The sequence below is a fragment of the Pedosphaera parvula Ellin514 genome, assembly GCF_000172555.1.
Lineage (GTDB): Bacteria > Verrucomicrobiota > Verrucomicrobiia > Limisphaerales > Pedosphaeraceae > Pedosphaera.
Genome location: NZ_ABOX02000047.1, coordinates 15,376 through 32,242 on the forward strand (window position 1 = coordinate 15,376; position 16,867 = coordinate 32,242).

Genomic DNA, 16,867 nt, shown 5'->3' on the forward strand with positions numbered 1-16,867 from the left:
AGGTTACAGATGCCGGTTTTTCGCGAGCGCCCCGGGCGCAAGCCCCAGGCGCGCCAGTGGAAAAACCAAAAATGCGGCGAGCAGGAAAAGATGTGCGAGACGATGAACATCAAATGATGGGCGTGCCAGAATCGCCAGGGTGAGGAAACAGAGCGTAGCGCCAAACCAGATGAACAGGTATTGCCGTGTGTGGCCGGGAGAAACTTTGTTCCAGGAAAAGACCGCGAACCAGAGCTTGCCAACCACCATGAAAACGAGGAGCCAATTGATCGCGCGAAGCACCACGGCTATCACCAGGTCGGGACGACTTTCAATTTCTCGATCTAGCGCATCCGACCAGATGGCAGAGGCCAGAAGCACCAGCGCCAGTACGATCACCTGCAACGCGGCGGAGCCGAAATAGTAAGCACGGTTTCCTAACAGCCCCACCCATAACCCTGACACCAGGCATCTCCAGGTGAGAACCATGATGCCGACGAAAGATAAAACCGCGATCATTTGCCAGGAATGCGGGTAGGACATACGGAACTTGGCCAGGCCTGGCGTCAGGCGCGTGGTGTCCGCCCAGTACGAAAGCCAGAACCAAAGAAACGCGAGGACAAGCAGCCAGGTAATCGCGACACTGAGAGCAGCCACTTTCATTTTGGCGGCGACAAATTCGCTGGCGGGTAGAGGCCGAATCGCCAAAAATTGCGGGAACGAAAAATTCGTGGACCAGAACTCACATTTGATGAAGCCTTTGCCAATAACGAATGCCAGAATGAAGGGCATGTTGAAAAGTTGGTGCAGTATGTCGTTCGTATCTCGAGGATCGTGGCGATTGAGCCAGGCGACGGGGGCGAAAATTGCGACGATTACAAAACCGGTGCAGACTGGCAGCAACCAACCGGCACGCCGCCATTCGAACCAAAACTGGGCCGCAGCCGGGGAAGCGAAATCCTTTCTGCGTCTCGGCAAGGTGTCCGCGATGCGATTCAAAAGTATTTTGATCCAACTCCGTCGGTGCCCGCCACCGCACCTTTGCCTGGCCACCGTGGCCCAGGCGATCATGAATGCGACGACTGCCATCCCAACCACGAGCGCGCTTAAACGTCTTTCCAAAAACCACGGGGAAGGATTGTCCCTGGCGAAAAAAGGCAGACAAGCAACCACGATGCTGCTCACGCCTCCGAAACTGAGAGCAACAATTCGCATGATCCGGAACCCCGCCAGGCTCCAAAGTGCCGTTTGATAAAAAACCACGTACGCACCGAGTATGACCGCAAGCCATTCTGGCATGAGAATTTGCTGGTGAGTCCAAACGAGTTTTATCCAGGCGAGGTAAACCACCTCCACCGATGCCACGCCGAGGAGCATGGGCAGCGCCACCAATTGCCAGGTTCGGACGGGCAGCGCAAATAGACGATAGGGAAATCCGTTCCAATCCTTTGTCGAATTGAATTCGGTATAATTGAAAATCCCCATCAGGAACAGAAAGGACATCACCATCAGCAATCCAAAGAAAGGAGAAAACTGCGCCCGGCTTGATTCGGTCAGACCCAGCCTATCCAGAATCAGCAGATTGATGAGCGCGCACGCGGAAACGCATCCAATGGCGACCCATGCGGAGCGACGACTCCGTTGCCAAATTTCCCACACCAGGGCTGCAATGGGTGAATTCATGGTTGGGTCGGGTTCACTGCCCCGGCATGGGCCACGAATATTTCGTTGAGCGATGCTGCCTGTTCGTCAACGATCCGCGCGCCAAGTTTTGCGGCGAGAGCCGGCAATGCCTGGCGCGCGCCGTTGCACATCACACTCCATTCCTTCCCCTTGCCACTCACGTTCAACGCGCCGGCGATGACTGGCGCGGTCTCCTGGGCGTTTTCAAAATGAAGGGTGAACCGGCGATGCTGCGCTTTGATTTCGTCGAGCGAACCGAACAGCACCAGCTTTCCCTGATGCAGCATGGCGATGTGGTCGGACACGCGCTCGATTTCCTCAAGCAAATGGGACGAAAAGAACACCGTCCGCCCTTCATCGGCAACCGTGCGGATAACCGCCTCTAAAATATCGCGGCGCACCAGGGGATCCAGGCCGGAACTTGGCTCGTCCAGGAGCAACAGGTCCGGGCGATGCGCCTGGGCCGCAAGCAAACCGGCCTTGGCCATCTGACCTTTGGAAAGCGTGCTCAACCGCTGCGCCGGGTTCAAGCCGAACTGGCGCAGCAGGTTTTGGGCATAAGCCTCGTCCCACTGGGGATAGAATGCCTTCGTATAACGCAACAACTCCTCGACGCGCATCCAGCCGGGAAGATCCGGTTGCTCAGAAAGGTAGCCAATGTGGCCAAGAACGCCGACCGGGTCAGTCACCGGGTCGCGATCAAAAACCCGCACCGTGCCGGCCTCCGCCCGCAGCAAGCCGAGAATATGTTTGATGAGCGTGGTTTTGCCGGCACCGTTTTCACCTACGAGTCCAAAGACGCCGCCCTTCGGAACATAGAGTGACACATTGTCCAGGGCGGTTTTGGCGCCAAAATGACGGGACAAGTCGGTGATGGCCACCACGGACTCAGCGGACGATGGCGAGGGGAATTTCATTTTTGTGATTGGAATTGCATGGTTTCGTAGCGCGCGCGACAGCAAAATCACCTTGTGGAGAGCCCCATGAAGTGCGAGGCTTCAGCAAAGAGGGAATCCTCGCCCCCTGCCAGCCACCCCGGGGCGATCAGATGCTTTACAAGATTGCTAATCTGAATATAGATGAGCACGCCGTCATTGGATGTGATGTGAATTTGCGCCATGTTCTTTGTCGGTAAATTGCAACGTGTGTATTAGTGTATTAATACACTTTTAAACCAATGTCAATTCTGTTTTTGAAGCAACATCATGGCATCACATGCACCTCAATATTGCCGTCGTCCAATTTGAAATTGAGCAGTTCGCTCCTGAAAAGAACCTGGCGAAAGCGGAACGCTTCATCCAGGAGGCCTGCACACAGGGCGCTCAGGTCATCGTCTTCCCCGAAGACTTTCTTACAGGTCCGTTGCCGGGCCGCATCGACTTGGCCGACTTCGATCAACGTTACGTCAAACGCTTTCAAGAACTGGCCGTAAAATTTGGCATCGATATCGTCCCCGGCTCCATCATCGAGGTGGATGATAATGGTCTCTATAACACAACTTATTACATCGATCGTTCAGGCAAAATCCTGGGCCAATACCGGAAGATCAACCTCTGGCTCACCGAGCGTCGCTACTTGCAACCGGGACGTCAGGCGATTGTTTGCTCCACCCGTTTCGGCAAAATTGGCCTCGCCATCTGCTGGGATCTGGCCTTTCCCGAATTATTCCGCGCCATGATCATGCAAGGTGCGCAGATTGTATTTTGTCCCAGCTACTGGTCCTACGAGGATGCCGGCGTCGGCCAGCGGCACAATCCTGATTCCGAAGCCCTGTTCGTCGATGCGCTCTGCACTACGCGCGCCTTTGAGCAAAATATTATTCTGGCATTCGCGAACACTGCCGCATCCCTCGGCGCCAGCGCAGTTCAAACCACGCCCCTTGGCCATTCCCAAATTACCGTCCCATTCAAAGGCCCGCTGCAACGCTGCGATCACAACCGCGAAATGCTTTTTGTTCAAACCGTGGATACCGCCATCCTCACCGACGCCGAAACCGCCTACGAAATCCGTTGCGATCTGAAAAAGGGACTTCCGCTCACACCAGCTTCGATGGAAACCTTTTCGCCCTCAATCACTCACCCACAATCTCCAGCCTGATTTACAATCCAAGCTTCTCTCGATAAGGCCAAACCCAATCGTCGGCTTCCAAATCCACTGCACCGTCCTTCTTCGACCCGGCAACACCGCCATCATCCTTCTCATTCCAACCAATAGAGTAGAGCTTGAATTGGCCTTTCTCCGCTCGATATTTCAATGGCTGTCCGCCAACGATATCATGGGGCAACTTTTCCATGAATTTCGGCACGAGCGATTCCAGGTTTTCTGGGTATTGCCCATGAACAAAATGGTAACGTTCCAACGCACATACGACCAGCGCCTCATTTACGAGCGTTTGATTTCGGGCGAGCACTTGAATGCCTATTTTAAAATTTGGGATTACCTGGGCCGCCAAAATTGTTTCCGGCCAACGCTTGCCCATGGAACTTTCAATTTTTCTGAATGAGCTTTCAGCCGCTCGGGGCAGCACGAGGTGATTGGTTAAATCCAGCCCATCCAGCATCGATAGGTTCATCCTCCCCATGTTGACCATGTTCTGATATACCCAACCACGCGGCGCGAAACTCAGAAACACGAACATGGGATCTTTGAGTTTGTCCCTAAAGGTGGTAGAGCTGCTGGGGAAAGGCCTGTACACCTTGTCATACTGTTCGGGTGAGGTGTGTTCCAAAGTATAACAAGAAGCCACCCGCGCAGTCTCGAATCCAGCCGCCAAATAGGGCAGCAAATCGATTTCCCCAAGCTGTTGCTGCAAGACGGCCAGTTGCGGTTCTTGCCACGCCTGCAAACGCAACCCGTCCGCAACCACCCCCACGTAGATTCCCCGCACGGCCACATTGATCATCGCCGCCGCCAGTGTCATCGCCTTGTTCATGGGCCGGCCTTCCAGCATACGACAGAGATCATTCATCATCGTCAGTTCCTCCAACGCCTTCTCTGGTTGTCCCAATAACAAGTAACACTGCGCCCTTTGTGCCAGTGTTTGCGGCACCACTCTTACCGCAACAAAATTTGGAATCGGCATGGCATTTGGAATCTCATAAGAGCCCACCATTTGAGCGTAAGGCCGCTTCAATCCTTCCCTCATCGTTGCAAATTCAGGCTCAAACTGATCGCTCCACGCCAGATAGTCGGCCGCGCCCACGTGCGTCGGAGGATTCAACGATACCCTGAACACGTTGCTCCCGATCAATTTCGCCTGCGGTCTGCTAAGAAATCTTGAACCGTACATGCGCTGGTTGCCGGGAAAGAATCCTGCGATTTCATCACTCCTTGGGACCTCCTCCGCCTTCACCACGATCCGCACCGGCTTGGGACCCTGCACTGCCCGTGAATAAATCGTGTATCCTTGAGGTGCCACCAAACTCGGACCGGATGGAGCGTTGGTATCAGCCTCAACCCAATCCTGGAAAACTTTTTTTAACCTTTCACGGACCTCCGGCTCGGCAGAAGGGGCCAAATCCTTTTTCGTGATGCGTGCCACGCCCGTTTTGGAGTCCTCAACCAATCGAAGATTGTAATTTTTCAGCAACTCCTGCAACGCCTGATGCCCGGTGACGTTCGTCCATCTTAAGGAAACGGGCGCATCGAGGAACAAGCTCCCATCAGCATTCCGTTCGTAAACTACTTTGGAGTCCAGCAGGTATTTTACTCCGGCTGCATGTGCAATATTTGTGATCGCGTCCGATAATCGAACCTCGTTCATGACAATGAGTGGAATAATGGAATTCGACGATCCAGCCACACTTGCCACGTTGGTCTCCGCCATCGCCAGCACTGGCGGATTATAACTCAACACCAAGTCAGCCTCTCCAGCAGCAACCACGGCATTCGGCGGCACAATGGTGATTTCGGCCATCGCATTGCTCCCTCCACCCTGATATAAGCCGGAGAGACCTGCTGTCATGCCCATCGGCACGCCAATGGTTCCACCACTTTTCACAAACCAGGGACTCATGTTTGGCGCGCCAAAAACGTTTTCGTCCACCGGAACCGGCGAAGGAATAAAAGTGGCCCAATCGAGTGCCTTGCCCTGCGCTCTCATTTCACTTTTATAATTGTCCCAAGCTTGCTTTCCCCGCCAATCTTCTTCGCAATAAAAAAGGGCGACCAACACAATTAATCCAGCCAGCACGGCCATACCCCACTGCGCCAGCGACCAATGCCACATCCACCGCATCAGCCGTCTTATTCGAGACGGTTCATTCGTCTGCACTGGAGATTCAGATTTGCTCATAATTGGGACACCGCCTGGGTCAAAAACTCACTCTGCCTGCGTTTCTACAGCTTACTCCAGGATCAGGAGCAGCAACTATGCCCTTACATTTTCGACTCTTGAGGTTGGAATGCCTCAAGACTAAGCCCCCGTGAACCAGAAATAAAATCTGTCCGTTCTGACTTGGAAGCGTCTAATAAGCCAATTTCCCACGGTAAGCCCAGACCCAATCCCCATTTTCCAAATCCGTATTGCCTTCTTTGTTCAACGCAACAGCACCCCCATCATCCTTTTCATTCCAACCAATGGAATAGAGCGCGAACCGGCCTTTCTCCATGCGATACTTGAGCGGCGCTCCACCGACAATATCATGCGGAATCACCTGAAGAAATTGCGGCACCAGCGCCTCCAGTGTCTCTGGATAACATCCATGCAGGAGATAGTAACGCTCCAACGCGCAAACAATCTGCGCTTCGTTCACCAGCGTTTGATTTCGAGCAGCCACGTGAAAGGCTCTGCCATAGCTCGGAACTATCTGAGCCGCCATCAATGTTTGAGGTGATGGCCGGCTCCTGGCCAGCTCCCATTCATTGAATAAGGCATCTGTCTGTCCCGCCAGAACCAGACGGTTTGTCAGATCTATTTTTTCGATGGCTTTGCCGTCCATTTTCCCAATGTTGATCATGTTCTGATATCTCCAGCCACGCGGTATAAAGGTTAGAAATAAAAAGACAGGATCCTTGAACCTATCCTGCCAGCTAGTGGCGCTTGCGGGTGAAGGAAATTTATACATCCTGTCAAATTCTTCAGGTGTGAGGTTTTCCAGCGTCTGACAATCAACCACCCGCCAGGTCTCAAGCCCTCCCTTCAGGCAGGACAACAAATCAACGTCATTAAGTTGTTCTTGAAGCACGACTAGTTGCGGCTCACGCCACGATTGCAGCCGCAATCCGTCGGCGACGACGCTCACGTAAATTCCCCTCACGGCCACATTGATCATCGCCGCCACCAGTGTCACCGCCGTGTTCTTTGGCCGGCCTTCCAACATGCGGCAAAGATCGTGCATCATCGTCAGTTCATGCAATGCCTTGTCTGGCTCCCCCTGCAACAAATAGCACTGCGCCCGTTGCGACAAGGTGTGGGCCAACACTCGCACCGTCACAAAGTTCAGCATCGGCATCGCATTCGGGTCTTCATAGGAACCAGACATCCTGGCATAAGGCCGCTTGAACCCTTCTCGAATGATCTCGAACTCAGGCTCAAACTGATCGCTCCATGCCAGGTAATCAGCCGCGGTCACATGATTCCCCGGACTCATCCATACCTTGAATGTGTTACTCCCCGTCGACTTCACCCGCGGATTGCTCTGGAAGTTCGCGCCTGAAGCACGCAGATTACCTGGAAAGAACGCCACTATCTCGTCGGTGGGGGGAACTTTTTCGGCTTTAATAATAATGCGCACTGGCTTGCCATGTCTCACCGGGTTCTTATGCAACGTGAACATGAGGGCTGCGGTCAAACTCGGCCCGGTAGCAGCATTGGTATCTGTTTCAATTGCCGCCAAGGCGATTTTCTTCAACCGTTCACGCACATCCAGCCCCACGGCAGGTTTCATGTCTTTGCTGAAGATTCGAGCTCTAAGCGTTTTGGGGTCTTCGACCAATTGAAGATTGTAATTCGCCAAAACAGCCTCCAGCGCCACGCTCCCGGTGAGGTTCGTCCATCTCAATGAAACTTTCGAGTCCAACAGCCAACTCCCATCTGCGTTGCGTTCAGCCTCCGCTTTGGGATCAAGCGTGTAGTTTATTTTCGCCTCTTTGGCGAGATTCTTTATCGCATCAGATAATGGAACCTCATCCATGACGATCAATGGAATGATTTGGTTCGTGGTCTGCGCCACATTCGGAGCATTCGTTCCAGACAAGGCAAAAGCCAAAAGCGGTGGGTGATAGGCCAGCACCAAATCCGCCTCCCCGCTCGCAATTTCCGAATCGGGTGCCAAGACCGTTATCTCCGCCATCGTGTTGCCATACTCATCCTGGTTGAAATTGGACATTCCGCTCAGACTCAACGGCATGCTCGCGCTCCCATTCCTCTTGACGAACCACTCGCTCATGTTCGGGGCCGCGAAAACATTTTCATCCACTGGCACTGGTGGTGGAACATGAGCCGCCCAATCGAGCACCTTCCCCTGCACTGCCATCTCACGCTTGTACCGTTCCCACGCCCATTTTCCCCGCCCATTTTCCTCACAGTAAAGAAGAGCCACCAACGCGATGAAACCGACCAAAAGCACCACGCCCCATTGCAAGGTCGACCGCGTGCCCATCCAGCGAAGCAACCGCTTCATCCGTGATGGCCCATCCGACTTCATTGGAGTTTCAGTTTTGTTCATAATTGGGACACCACCCGAGTAAAAAGCGCACTCTGCCTGCGTTTCTACAGCTTACTCCAGGATCGAGAGCAGCAACTATGCCCTTACATCCCCGCTCAATTCATAAAGTTGCTGACTTTCACCCACTGTGGCCACTTCAGGCTTCCCCAGCAATGTTGACAGCCCATGAATACCATTCCTAAGCTTCACGTCACATAGCCATTGATCAATCTTTACGCACCGCAATATGAGTTCCGATTTTCCGCATCCCAGTTCTCAACTCAGCCACAAAGGAATTTTTTTTCCAAACTGGAGAAGTCTTTCCACTCACGTTTTCGCTCTTCTTTTTCTCGGCCAGGTGACCGGCCATGCTGACCCCAACGCTGCTCCAGCGAAGGATAAGGAGGAATATCGCCGCTTTGCCCTCGATCATCACGGGAATCCCCAACTCGGCAGGAAACTTTTTGCAGATACTCGGGTCGCTTGCACCAAATGTCACACCATTGATGGATCGAGCAGCAATGTCGGGCCGGACCTGGCTTCGGTGGGCAACAAATTCTCCCGCACTGAATTGATGCAAGCCGTGCTGGAACCGTCCTCCACCATCGCCGTGGGATACACGACCACCATCGTCGAAACCAAATCCGGCGAAGAATTTCAAGGGGTCGTCAGGGAAGACGGAAGTGCCTGGATGGATCTCATGGGACCGGAGAAAAAAGTTTCGCGCATCGACAAGCGGGACATCCAGGGCCAACGCACCAGCAACGTCTCTCTCATGCCTGAAGGCCTGCAATCTTCAATGTCATTGGAGGAATTTACCGATTTAATCGACTATCTTTCCTCATTGAAACTGGTTTCCCAAGATATGGCTGCCAGCGGAGCCCCAAGTTCCATTCCTGCCATCAAACAACCCATCGGCATCATCCCTTTTCAATCGGAACAGCACAAGTTTGATCACCCCTGCTGGTTCGGACAAGTTCCGGGACTGAAAAATGGATTCTTAATCCTTGAGCACAAAAAAGGTCGCATCTGGCTGCTTGAGAAGAATGGCACCACCGAAACCAAAACTCTCTTCGCCGATCTGCATGAGGAAATCCGCCCGGGCGAAGCCACGGGCTTGCTCGGCCTCGCCTTTCATCCGGGTTTCCGCCACAACCGTAAATACTATCTCCAACACCAAATCCAGGAAAACGGCCGCATCTCATCCGTCGTCATCGAGCGACAGGCCGATGCCAGTTTTAAAAAGGATTCCGGTCAGGCGTCTCGCCGTCTCATAAAAATTCCCTGCTCAACCGATGTCCATTCCGGCGGCGGCATTGAATTCGGTCCTGATGGTTTCCTCTATATCGGCATGGGCGATACCGGTCCGCAAGGCGACCCGCAAGGTCATGCCCAGGACCTCGGTCAACTCCTCGGAAAAATGTTGCGCCTCGATGTGGATCATTGCACCGGCGACAAGCTCTACGCCATTCCACGCGATAATCCGTTTCTTAAGCAGGAAGGCGCACAGCCGGAAATTTGGGCCTATGGCTTCCGTGAACCGTGGCGGTTCACCTTCGATTCCAAGACTGGCGATTTGTGGCTTGGCGACGTGGGCCAGGATCGCGTGGAGGAAGTAGACCTCGTCCATTGCGGCGGAAATTACGGCTGGAATGTTTACGAAGGCACTCAGAAATTCTCCACCCACTATGGCAAGGAGGGAGCCAGCTACCAGCAACCGGTATTTTGTTACCAACGCAACTATGGCGCCTCCGTCACGGGCGGCTATGTGTATCGCGGGAACAGGCGTTCCTCATTTTACGGTGTTTACATTTTTGGCGACTTCAACTCCCACCGCATTTGGGGATTGACCCAGGAAAAAGGCGAGCTGAAGGAAATCCGCCAGCTTGGCATGTCACCTCAAGGCATTGCCTCCTTCGGTCGCGATGCCAAAGGAGAGCTCTTTATCGTCGGCTACGAGGGAAACATCTACAAACTGGATCTGGAGCAAGGCGATTTTCGTTAAAAATTGAGGTGAATATTTCTTAAATTGTTTATGCGCAGTAACTTGAGCGCTTTTATCTCTCCGCGTCGCTTATTAATATTTGCTTAATTAGTTATTTTTTATTAAACGATAACCGCTTATCCCTTAATAAGATTTCTGTAATTAAACTTAGTTTAATTACCAAGGATACTCACCATTCAGGAAGCGCAACCTGTTCTGTCAATCATCCTTGCATTGAAGAACTTTTCCTTTCTCCCGTCTGAGTATTCAGTCATAAATTGTCATCTAAGCATGAACTTAAAATCGCTAACGGCGTTACGCCTGGCTTGTGTTGTTTCGCTGGGTCTTCTTCCCTCCACCACTCTCCTGGCCCAGGGCAACGGCGCTTTGGATGACATCATCCGCAAGACCGATCCGCTGACGCCTGAGCTGGAACAGAAGTCGTTTCATCTGCCGCCCGGCTTTGAAATCCAGCTCGTCGCCTCCGAACCGGCCATTGGCAAGCCCATGAACATGGCCTTCGATGCCCAGGGCCGCCTCTGGATTACTCAATCGCGCGAATATCCTTTCCCCGCCCCAACCAATGCTTTCGGCCGCGACGCCATCAAAGTCATTTCCGGCTTCCAACCAAACGGCTGGGCGACAAATGTCAGCACTTTCGCCACTAACCTGAACATACCCATCGGCCTCTATCCCTATAAGGATGGCGTAATCGCGTTCAGCATTCCTTACGTTTATTCCCTGCAGGACACCAATCACGACGGCCATGCTGATACGCGCGACATCATCATGGGCACCTATGGCTTTGATCGAGACACCCACGGCCTGACCAGCGCTTTCCGGCGCGGCTACGATGGCTGGATTTACGCCGACCACGGCTACCACAACACCACCACCCTTACGGCCAAGGATGGCAGCACCATCACGATGAATTCCGGCAATTGTTATCGCTTCAAGCCGGATGGCTCTCACGTGGAGCAACATAGCTGGGGCCAGGTGAACCCTTTTGGCCTGATGTTCGATCCTCTCGGCGATCTTTGGTCCGCCGATTGTCATAGCAAACCAGTGTATATACTCCTGCGCGGCGCTTATTATCCCAGCTTCGGCAAGCCGAACGATGGTCTCGGTTTCGGTCCCGAAGTTGTTCCATACTTCCACGGCTCGACCGCCATCGCCGGCATGGTCTATTATGCCACCACCAATTTTCCCGCCGAATATCAAGCCACCACTTTCATCGGCAACGTCATGACCTCCCGGATCAATCGCGATTCCTATACTGCGCATGGCTCGAGCCGCCCGGGCAAGCCAGAGCCCGATTTCATGACTTGCGATGACCCCTGGTTCCGTCCGGTTGACCTTCAACTCGGGCCTGACGGTGCGATTTACGTCGCCGATTTTTACAACCGCATTATCGGTCATTATGAAGTGCCACTCGACCACCCGGGTCGTGACCGCGAACGCGGCCGAATTTGGCGCATTGTGTATACCGGCAAGGGTGTTTCATCAAACGAGTCCGCCAACATCAAACCCACCTCACCTGAGCAGTTAAATCTCGTCAAAGCCTCCACGAAGGAACTCATCGCCGCCATTGGCCACCCCAACATCACTACGCGCATGCTGGCGATGAATCAACTCGTCGATCGTATCGGCCAGCCAGCCGTCAAGCCGGTCGCCAGAATGATGCGCGACAAAAAGGCCAATTCCTTCCAAAAAATCCATGGCCTTTGGGTTTTGCAACGTCTCGGTGGACTGGATGAAAAAATCCTCACTGCTGCCGCCAAAGATTCAGATCGCGGTGTGCGCACTCACACCATGCACGTTTTGTCCGAAGTGACTTCTCTTACCGCGGAACAGCGCCAATTGCTGCTCGCCGGGTTGCACGACACAGATGGTTTTGTTCAACGCGCCGCTGCCGATGCCTTCGGCCGCCATCCGCAATTTGAAAATATCCGGCCCTTGCTGGATGAACTTACCCGCATTCCTGCGGATGACGACCAGCTCCGCCATGCCACTCGCATGGCGCTCCGCAACCAGCTCCGCGACACCAAAAGCTACACTCAACTCTCCGCCGGCAGCCTGAGCGAAGCGGATGCACGTGCCATTGCCGACGTTTCAATCGCAGTGCAGTCACCGGATTCCGCAAAGTTCCTCATAGGCTTCATTGCGAAGTATTCCGAACCTCGCGAAACCCTGGTCGCGCACGTGAAACATATTGTTCTTTATCTGCCGCAGGACGAACTCCCTGCTCTCGCAAAGGTTGCCCAGGCCTCCTTTGGTGATGATTTGGATTTGCAGCTCACCATCTTCAAATCCATTCAGGAAGGCACGGCACAACGGGGCGGCACCTTGCCCGAAAACATTCGCGAATGGGCCTCGACCCTTGCTTCCAAACTTGCCGATTCCGTCGAGAAGGGCAGTTCCGGCTGGACCAGCACCCCTATCGAAGGCATGGGACCAACCCCTTCCCCCTGGTGCGTGCAATTACGCAAATCCAATGACGGCGACGAAAGCTCGCCCTTTCTGAGCAGTCTGCCACCCAATGGCGAACAATTGACCGGAATACTCCGTTCCAAACCATTTACCATCCCCGCCCAATTGACGTTCTTCATGGTTGGTCACGATGGCCGCACTGGCAAACCGGTACAAAAGAAAAATTTCATCCGCCTGCGCTCGGCTGAAACCGGAGAACTTTTGAAGGAAGCATCTCCTCCGCATAACGACACGGCGCGCAAATATAATTGGGATCTCAGCAGTTTCTCCGGCAAACAGGGCTACTTGGAATTGGTGGATGGGAACAACGGCGATAGTTTTGCCTGGCTCGCCGCCGGCCGTTTCACACCCGCCATTGTGCAAATGCCGGAGCTCGACCCGCGCCAGATTGCCGAACGCCAGCGCACCACGGCCCAAGTGGCACGCAATCTCAAGGTGACTGCACTCGCACCACAACTCACCCAATGGCTTGCCGCCAAAACCACCGATGTTGACGCGCGCGAACTCTGCGCCCGCGCCCTTCTCTCATTTGATCCAATCAGCTCCGTCACATTGATCAGCGGTGTCCTTAACGATGCCGGAGAACTCATGGCTCTACGCGAAAAAATGGCTGAAGTTCTCGCTCAACAAAATTCCCCGGCCGCCCGCACTGGCTTGATCACTGCCTTGCACACCGCTCCTGAGCGCCTGCAAATTCGCCTCGCCATGGCTCTGGCCAGTTCGCCGGAAGGGGCGGAAGCCCTGTTGCAACTGGTGTCCGATAAAAAAGTCTCCGCCCGCCTCGTGATGGAGCGCAAAGTAAAGGAACGCTTGGCCGCCACCAAGGTTCCTAATCTGAACGATCGCCTGGCCCAGCTCACCAAGGGCCTTGCGCCGATCAACGATCAAATTCAAAAAATTATCGATCAACGCCATGCCGCGTTTAATCCCGCCAAAGCCACCGCGGCAAAAGGCGCCGAGGTCTTTGCCAAAAACTGCATGGTCTGCCATTCCATCGATGGCAAGGGCGCCTTGGTCGGCCCGCAATTGGATGGTGTGGGCGGTCGCGGTCTGGAGCGTTTGATGGAAGATGTGCTTGACCCGAATCGCAACGTCGACCCTTCATTCCGCTACAGCACCATCAATTTAAAGGACGGCGAAGTCATCAGCGGTCTGCAACGTCGTGAAGAAGGCGAGGTAATCATCTTTGCCGACGCCACCGGCAAGGAAGTTTCGGTGGCCAAGAAGGATATTCAAAGCCGCACGGAATCCGAATCCTCCCTCATGCCCGACAGCTTTTCGGAAGTCATACCGGTGGAAGATTTCAACAACCTCATGGCCTTCCTGCTCGCGCACGGATCATCGAAGCAGGTCTCGAAAGCCGGTCATTAATAAGAATGCAGGTGCGGTGTCCGGGTCTATTTACCGGGCATCGCGCTGACCGAATTGGTCGGGACATCGATGCGTTTGAGCGCTTCCTTCGCCGGCTCGCGCAAATGCGCCTCGTGAGTGGCCAGCACTTCACGCAGTAAAGGCACCGCTTCCTTCGCCGCCGGACCAATCTCTCCCAGCCTCTGAATTGCGAAGTCTTCGAACATGGATCGCTTTTTTATCAACTCCATCATCGCCTGCAATCCCGCCCGATTACCCGGGTCGGCCCACAGCACCTGCGATGCCGCGTTCGCGACCAGGTTTTCGTTGGTGGTCTGCAATGCTTTTTCCAATCGAGGCACATAAAATTCCTTGGCCGCTCCCAAGGTTTTCAAACCAATTGCCGCACGCGTTGAGACGTCCGTCTGAGCATCACTGATAACCGAAACCAGCGCGGGCAACACGGCTGAAGAATTGGTTCCAATTTCAATTAAAGCCTGTACCGCAACCGACCGATGTTTGGAATTGGAATTGTTTGTGAGCGCGCTTAGCAAAAAGTTGAGCTCCTCGGTCTTGTCGGGATCGATTGTGCAGATTGCCTGGGCCAGGACGCATTTCGTTTCCCAGTTGGTTGTGGCGAGAAATGCAGGCTGCAGCAGTGGCAACGCGGCCGCTGCATTGGTGCGAATACTCCCTAACGCTGTCGCAAAACGTAAATACCCGCTGCTTCCGGAAGGCTGTTCGCCAAGGAGTTCTATTAGCGTTGGAACAGCCGCTTTTGACTTTGCTCCCTGGAAACGTAACGACTGCAAGGCGAGTGTCTGCCCCCACGTATCACCCTTCCTGAATTCTTCAATCAGATGAGGCACCCCTCGTTCAGCCCCTTCACCCAAACCGCCCAATAGAAAAATTGCCTGGCGATGTTTGTATGTATCCTTTTCACTCAGCCGCTTCTCTATTTCAGGCAACAGCGCTTCTGCAGGCGGCTTCATGTCGCAAATCGCCTGCGCAGCCTCTTCCGCAATGGTTTGGCTGTTGACGTAGAAAGGCAAATCCCATGATTGCGGCAAAACACCAAGAGCGCCGTAAAAAAACTTTCGCAGCTTGGTGTCTGGCTTTACCTCAAAAGACTGCTTTAAAAGATAAGGCAGCGCATTAGTTCCCAGTGCTTTTAACGCCTCCTTCGCTTCCTCATGATCCCCCTCATCCCACCGCGTCCGCGAACTGGATTGATAGTAGCGCCGAAACCATTGGCTCACCGTCCGCCCGGCATACTTCGCCTCGCGCGCACGCTCCCATCGTTGCCAGATAAAAAGGATAACCAGGAGTACAACGACTCCGATCAAAACTGTCCGCCATTGTCTGGTCATGGAATCTCAGTTGATTCGATTTTCTTCAATGCTCCCTCTGCCGCTTCCCGCACATTGCTATATTCATCCTTGAGCGCTTCCTTTAGAGCAGGAACAGCCTCCTTTGCCGCCGGACCAATTTGCCCCAATGCAATCGCCGCCTTTCCCCTGACCCGGTTATTTTTCTCTGCCTTCAAAATTTCCAGCAGCGCCGGGACTGCTGGTTTCGATTGATCTCCATAGGCTCCAAGGAATCCGGCTGCGCTCCATCTCACGCTCTCAACTGGATTTTTCAATTCCTCAATCCGAAATGGAACAATCGCATAGGCCTGATGGTCAATCTTCCATAAGGCATCCGCCGACATGTAGCGGACCTGCCGGTCGGCCTCGGTCCTTTCCTCAACCCGTTCTTTCAGCCGGGCGATCGCCGCGCCAGCCTTGCTGCCTGTAAGCCCCAACGACTCGGCGCTACACTTCCGCGCGAGACTGTTAGTGCCACCCAGCTCCTCTATCAAACGAGGAATCACCTTCTCATTCTGTTCGGCAAGTTTCACCAGTGCCTGGATGGCTACAGGGGCCATTTCGCTCTCCTGCAAAGCCGCGACCAAAATGTTCAAGACTTCGGGATTATTCCTGCCTGCCACTCCCAGCAGCCCCAATATTTTCACTCGGACTAATTCGTCTGAATAATAAATAAAGAAGCGCTGCCCACTGACTGCCGGGCCGCGGGGAATGGTGCCAGTTGTGGTCTTCCTTTCGCGCAATTTTGAATAAAAGGGAATCAGTTCTCCAACAACATTGGTTGCGCTTGGCCCTAACTGGGCCAGCAAAAGAGCGGCATCTCCGCGCCTCCCGTTCCAATCAGTCTCCGCCGGCACAATCCGCTTCACCCAACTGGGCCAGTTTAAACGGTGGGTGGCATACCATCTCTCCCATGAATCCGCCCGCTTCAACCGTCTTACGAGGAAAGGGGCCGCCGCAGATCCCATGCTTCGAAAAGCCTCCCGTGGATCACCAGGCGGAGTGCTCTTCTGAACAGGTAAATATCCCTGGGAGTGGACGTTGAACCAAAAGTCTACATCTTTTCCTCCGTAGCTCGGAATAGGTTGCGGCGACCAAAATATAAAAAGCAAAACCAACGCGCCGCTTAACAACGCGAGGCCAAACCACAACCTGTTTTTTTTGGTCTTCACACCTTGTGGAGAAGGCGGGACCAACAGTCACATGACTCAAGGGAACCCAGCCTTTTCTCTTAGGCCAAGGCTACTGCGCTCGATTTGGTTGAGTCAACCCGCAAAAACCTGAGTCAATCCCGCACCGGCTTCAAAATGGGCGTGGCATGGCAATTGCTTCACCCGCGTCACACACCAGCAGGTCCGGTTGCC

General features: G+C 53.8%; 10 protein-coding genes. 3 read left to right on the plus strand and 7 right to left on the minus strand.

All coding sequences use genetic code 11. The features are described from left to right. Positions 1-3: 3 nt before the first annotated feature. From CFLAV_RS25340 to CFLAV_RS35760, 3 genes are read right to left on the minus strand one after another with little or no spacing between them, the layout of a single operon-like run. Positions 4-1,662, minus strand: coding sequence for a hypothetical protein (locus tag CFLAV_RS25340; protein WP_007417731.1), 1,659 nt, complete (start codon positions 1,660-1,662; stop codon positions 4-6). Beyond that, entirely contained in the window at positions 1,659-2,579 is a 921-nt protein-coding gene (locus CFLAV_RS25345; RefSeq protein ID WP_007417732.1) for an ABC transporter ATP-binding protein, read from the minus strand. Before CFLAV_RS25345 ends, CFLAV_RS25340 begins: the two co-directional genes overlap by 4 nt. A 47-nt stretch (positions 2,580-2,626) precedes the next feature. Next, the gene (locus tag CFLAV_RS35760; RefSeq protein WP_007417733.1) at positions 2,627-2,782 is read right to left on the minus strand and encodes a hypothetical protein; all 156 of its coding nucleotides are present in this window, start codon (positions 2,780-2,782) and stop codon (positions 2,627-2,629) included. Positions 2,783-2,877: 95 nt separating this feature from the next. On the opposite strand from CFLAV_RS35760, the gene CFLAV_RS25350 reads away from it, so the two are divergent. After that, positions 2,878-3,759: a carbon-nitrogen hydrolase family protein gene (locus CFLAV_RS25350; RefSeq protein ID WP_007417734.1), complete on the plus strand. Its 882-nt coding sequence runs from the start codon at positions 2,878-2,880 to the stop codon at positions 3,757-3,759. A gap of 1 nt (position 3,760) precedes the next feature. Here the strand turns inward: CFLAV_RS25350 and CFLAV_RS25355 are convergent, their stop codons facing one another. Beyond that, positions 3,761-5,956 carry a hypothetical protein gene (locus tag CFLAV_RS25355; protein WP_237712462.1) on the minus strand — a complete coding sequence of 732 codons (2,196 nt, stop codon included), beginning with the start codon at positions 5,954-5,956 and terminating at the stop codon, positions 3,761-3,763. Positions 5,957-6,128: 172 nt separating this feature from the next. Then, the gene (locus CFLAV_RS25360) at positions 6,129-8,330 is read right to left on the minus strand and encodes a hypothetical protein (RefSeq protein WP_237712463.1); all 2,202 of its coding nucleotides are present in this window, start codon (positions 8,328-8,330) and stop codon (positions 6,129-6,131) included. 226 nt (positions 8,331-8,556) lie between these two features. Between CFLAV_RS25360 and CFLAV_RS33155 the strand changes: the two genes are divergently transcribed. Both CFLAV_RS33155 and CFLAV_RS33160 read left to right on the plus strand, forming a co-directional pair. After that, positions 8,557-10,314 carry a PQQ-dependent sugar dehydrogenase gene (locus tag CFLAV_RS33155; RefSeq protein ID WP_007417737.1) on the plus strand — a complete coding sequence of 586 codons (1,758 nt, stop codon included), beginning with the start codon at positions 8,557-8,559 and terminating at the stop codon, positions 10,312-10,314. Between the two features lie 270 nt (positions 10,315-10,584). Further along, positions 10,585-14,154 (plus strand): DUF7133 domain-containing protein, encoded by a 3,570-nt coding sequence (locus CFLAV_RS33160; RefSeq protein WP_007417738.1) that lies wholly within the window; start codon positions 10,585-10,587, stop codon positions 14,152-14,154. A 26-nt stretch (positions 14,155-14,180) separates the two neighbouring features. On the opposite strand, the gene CFLAV_RS25375 is transcribed toward CFLAV_RS33160, so the two are convergent. Further along, positions 14,181-15,503 (minus strand): HEAT repeat domain-containing protein, encoded by a 1,323-nt coding sequence (locus CFLAV_RS25375; protein WP_007417739.1) that lies wholly within the window; start codon positions 15,501-15,503, stop codon positions 14,181-14,183. Further along, a complete protein-coding gene (locus CFLAV_RS25380; RefSeq protein ID WP_007417740.1) occupies positions 15,500-16,675 on the minus strand; it encodes a HEAT repeat domain-containing protein in 1,176 nt (391 codons plus the stop codon). The genes CFLAV_RS25375 and CFLAV_RS25380 overlap by 4 nt, the downstream gene beginning before the upstream one ends. Positions 16,676-16,867: the final 192 nt, after the last annotated feature.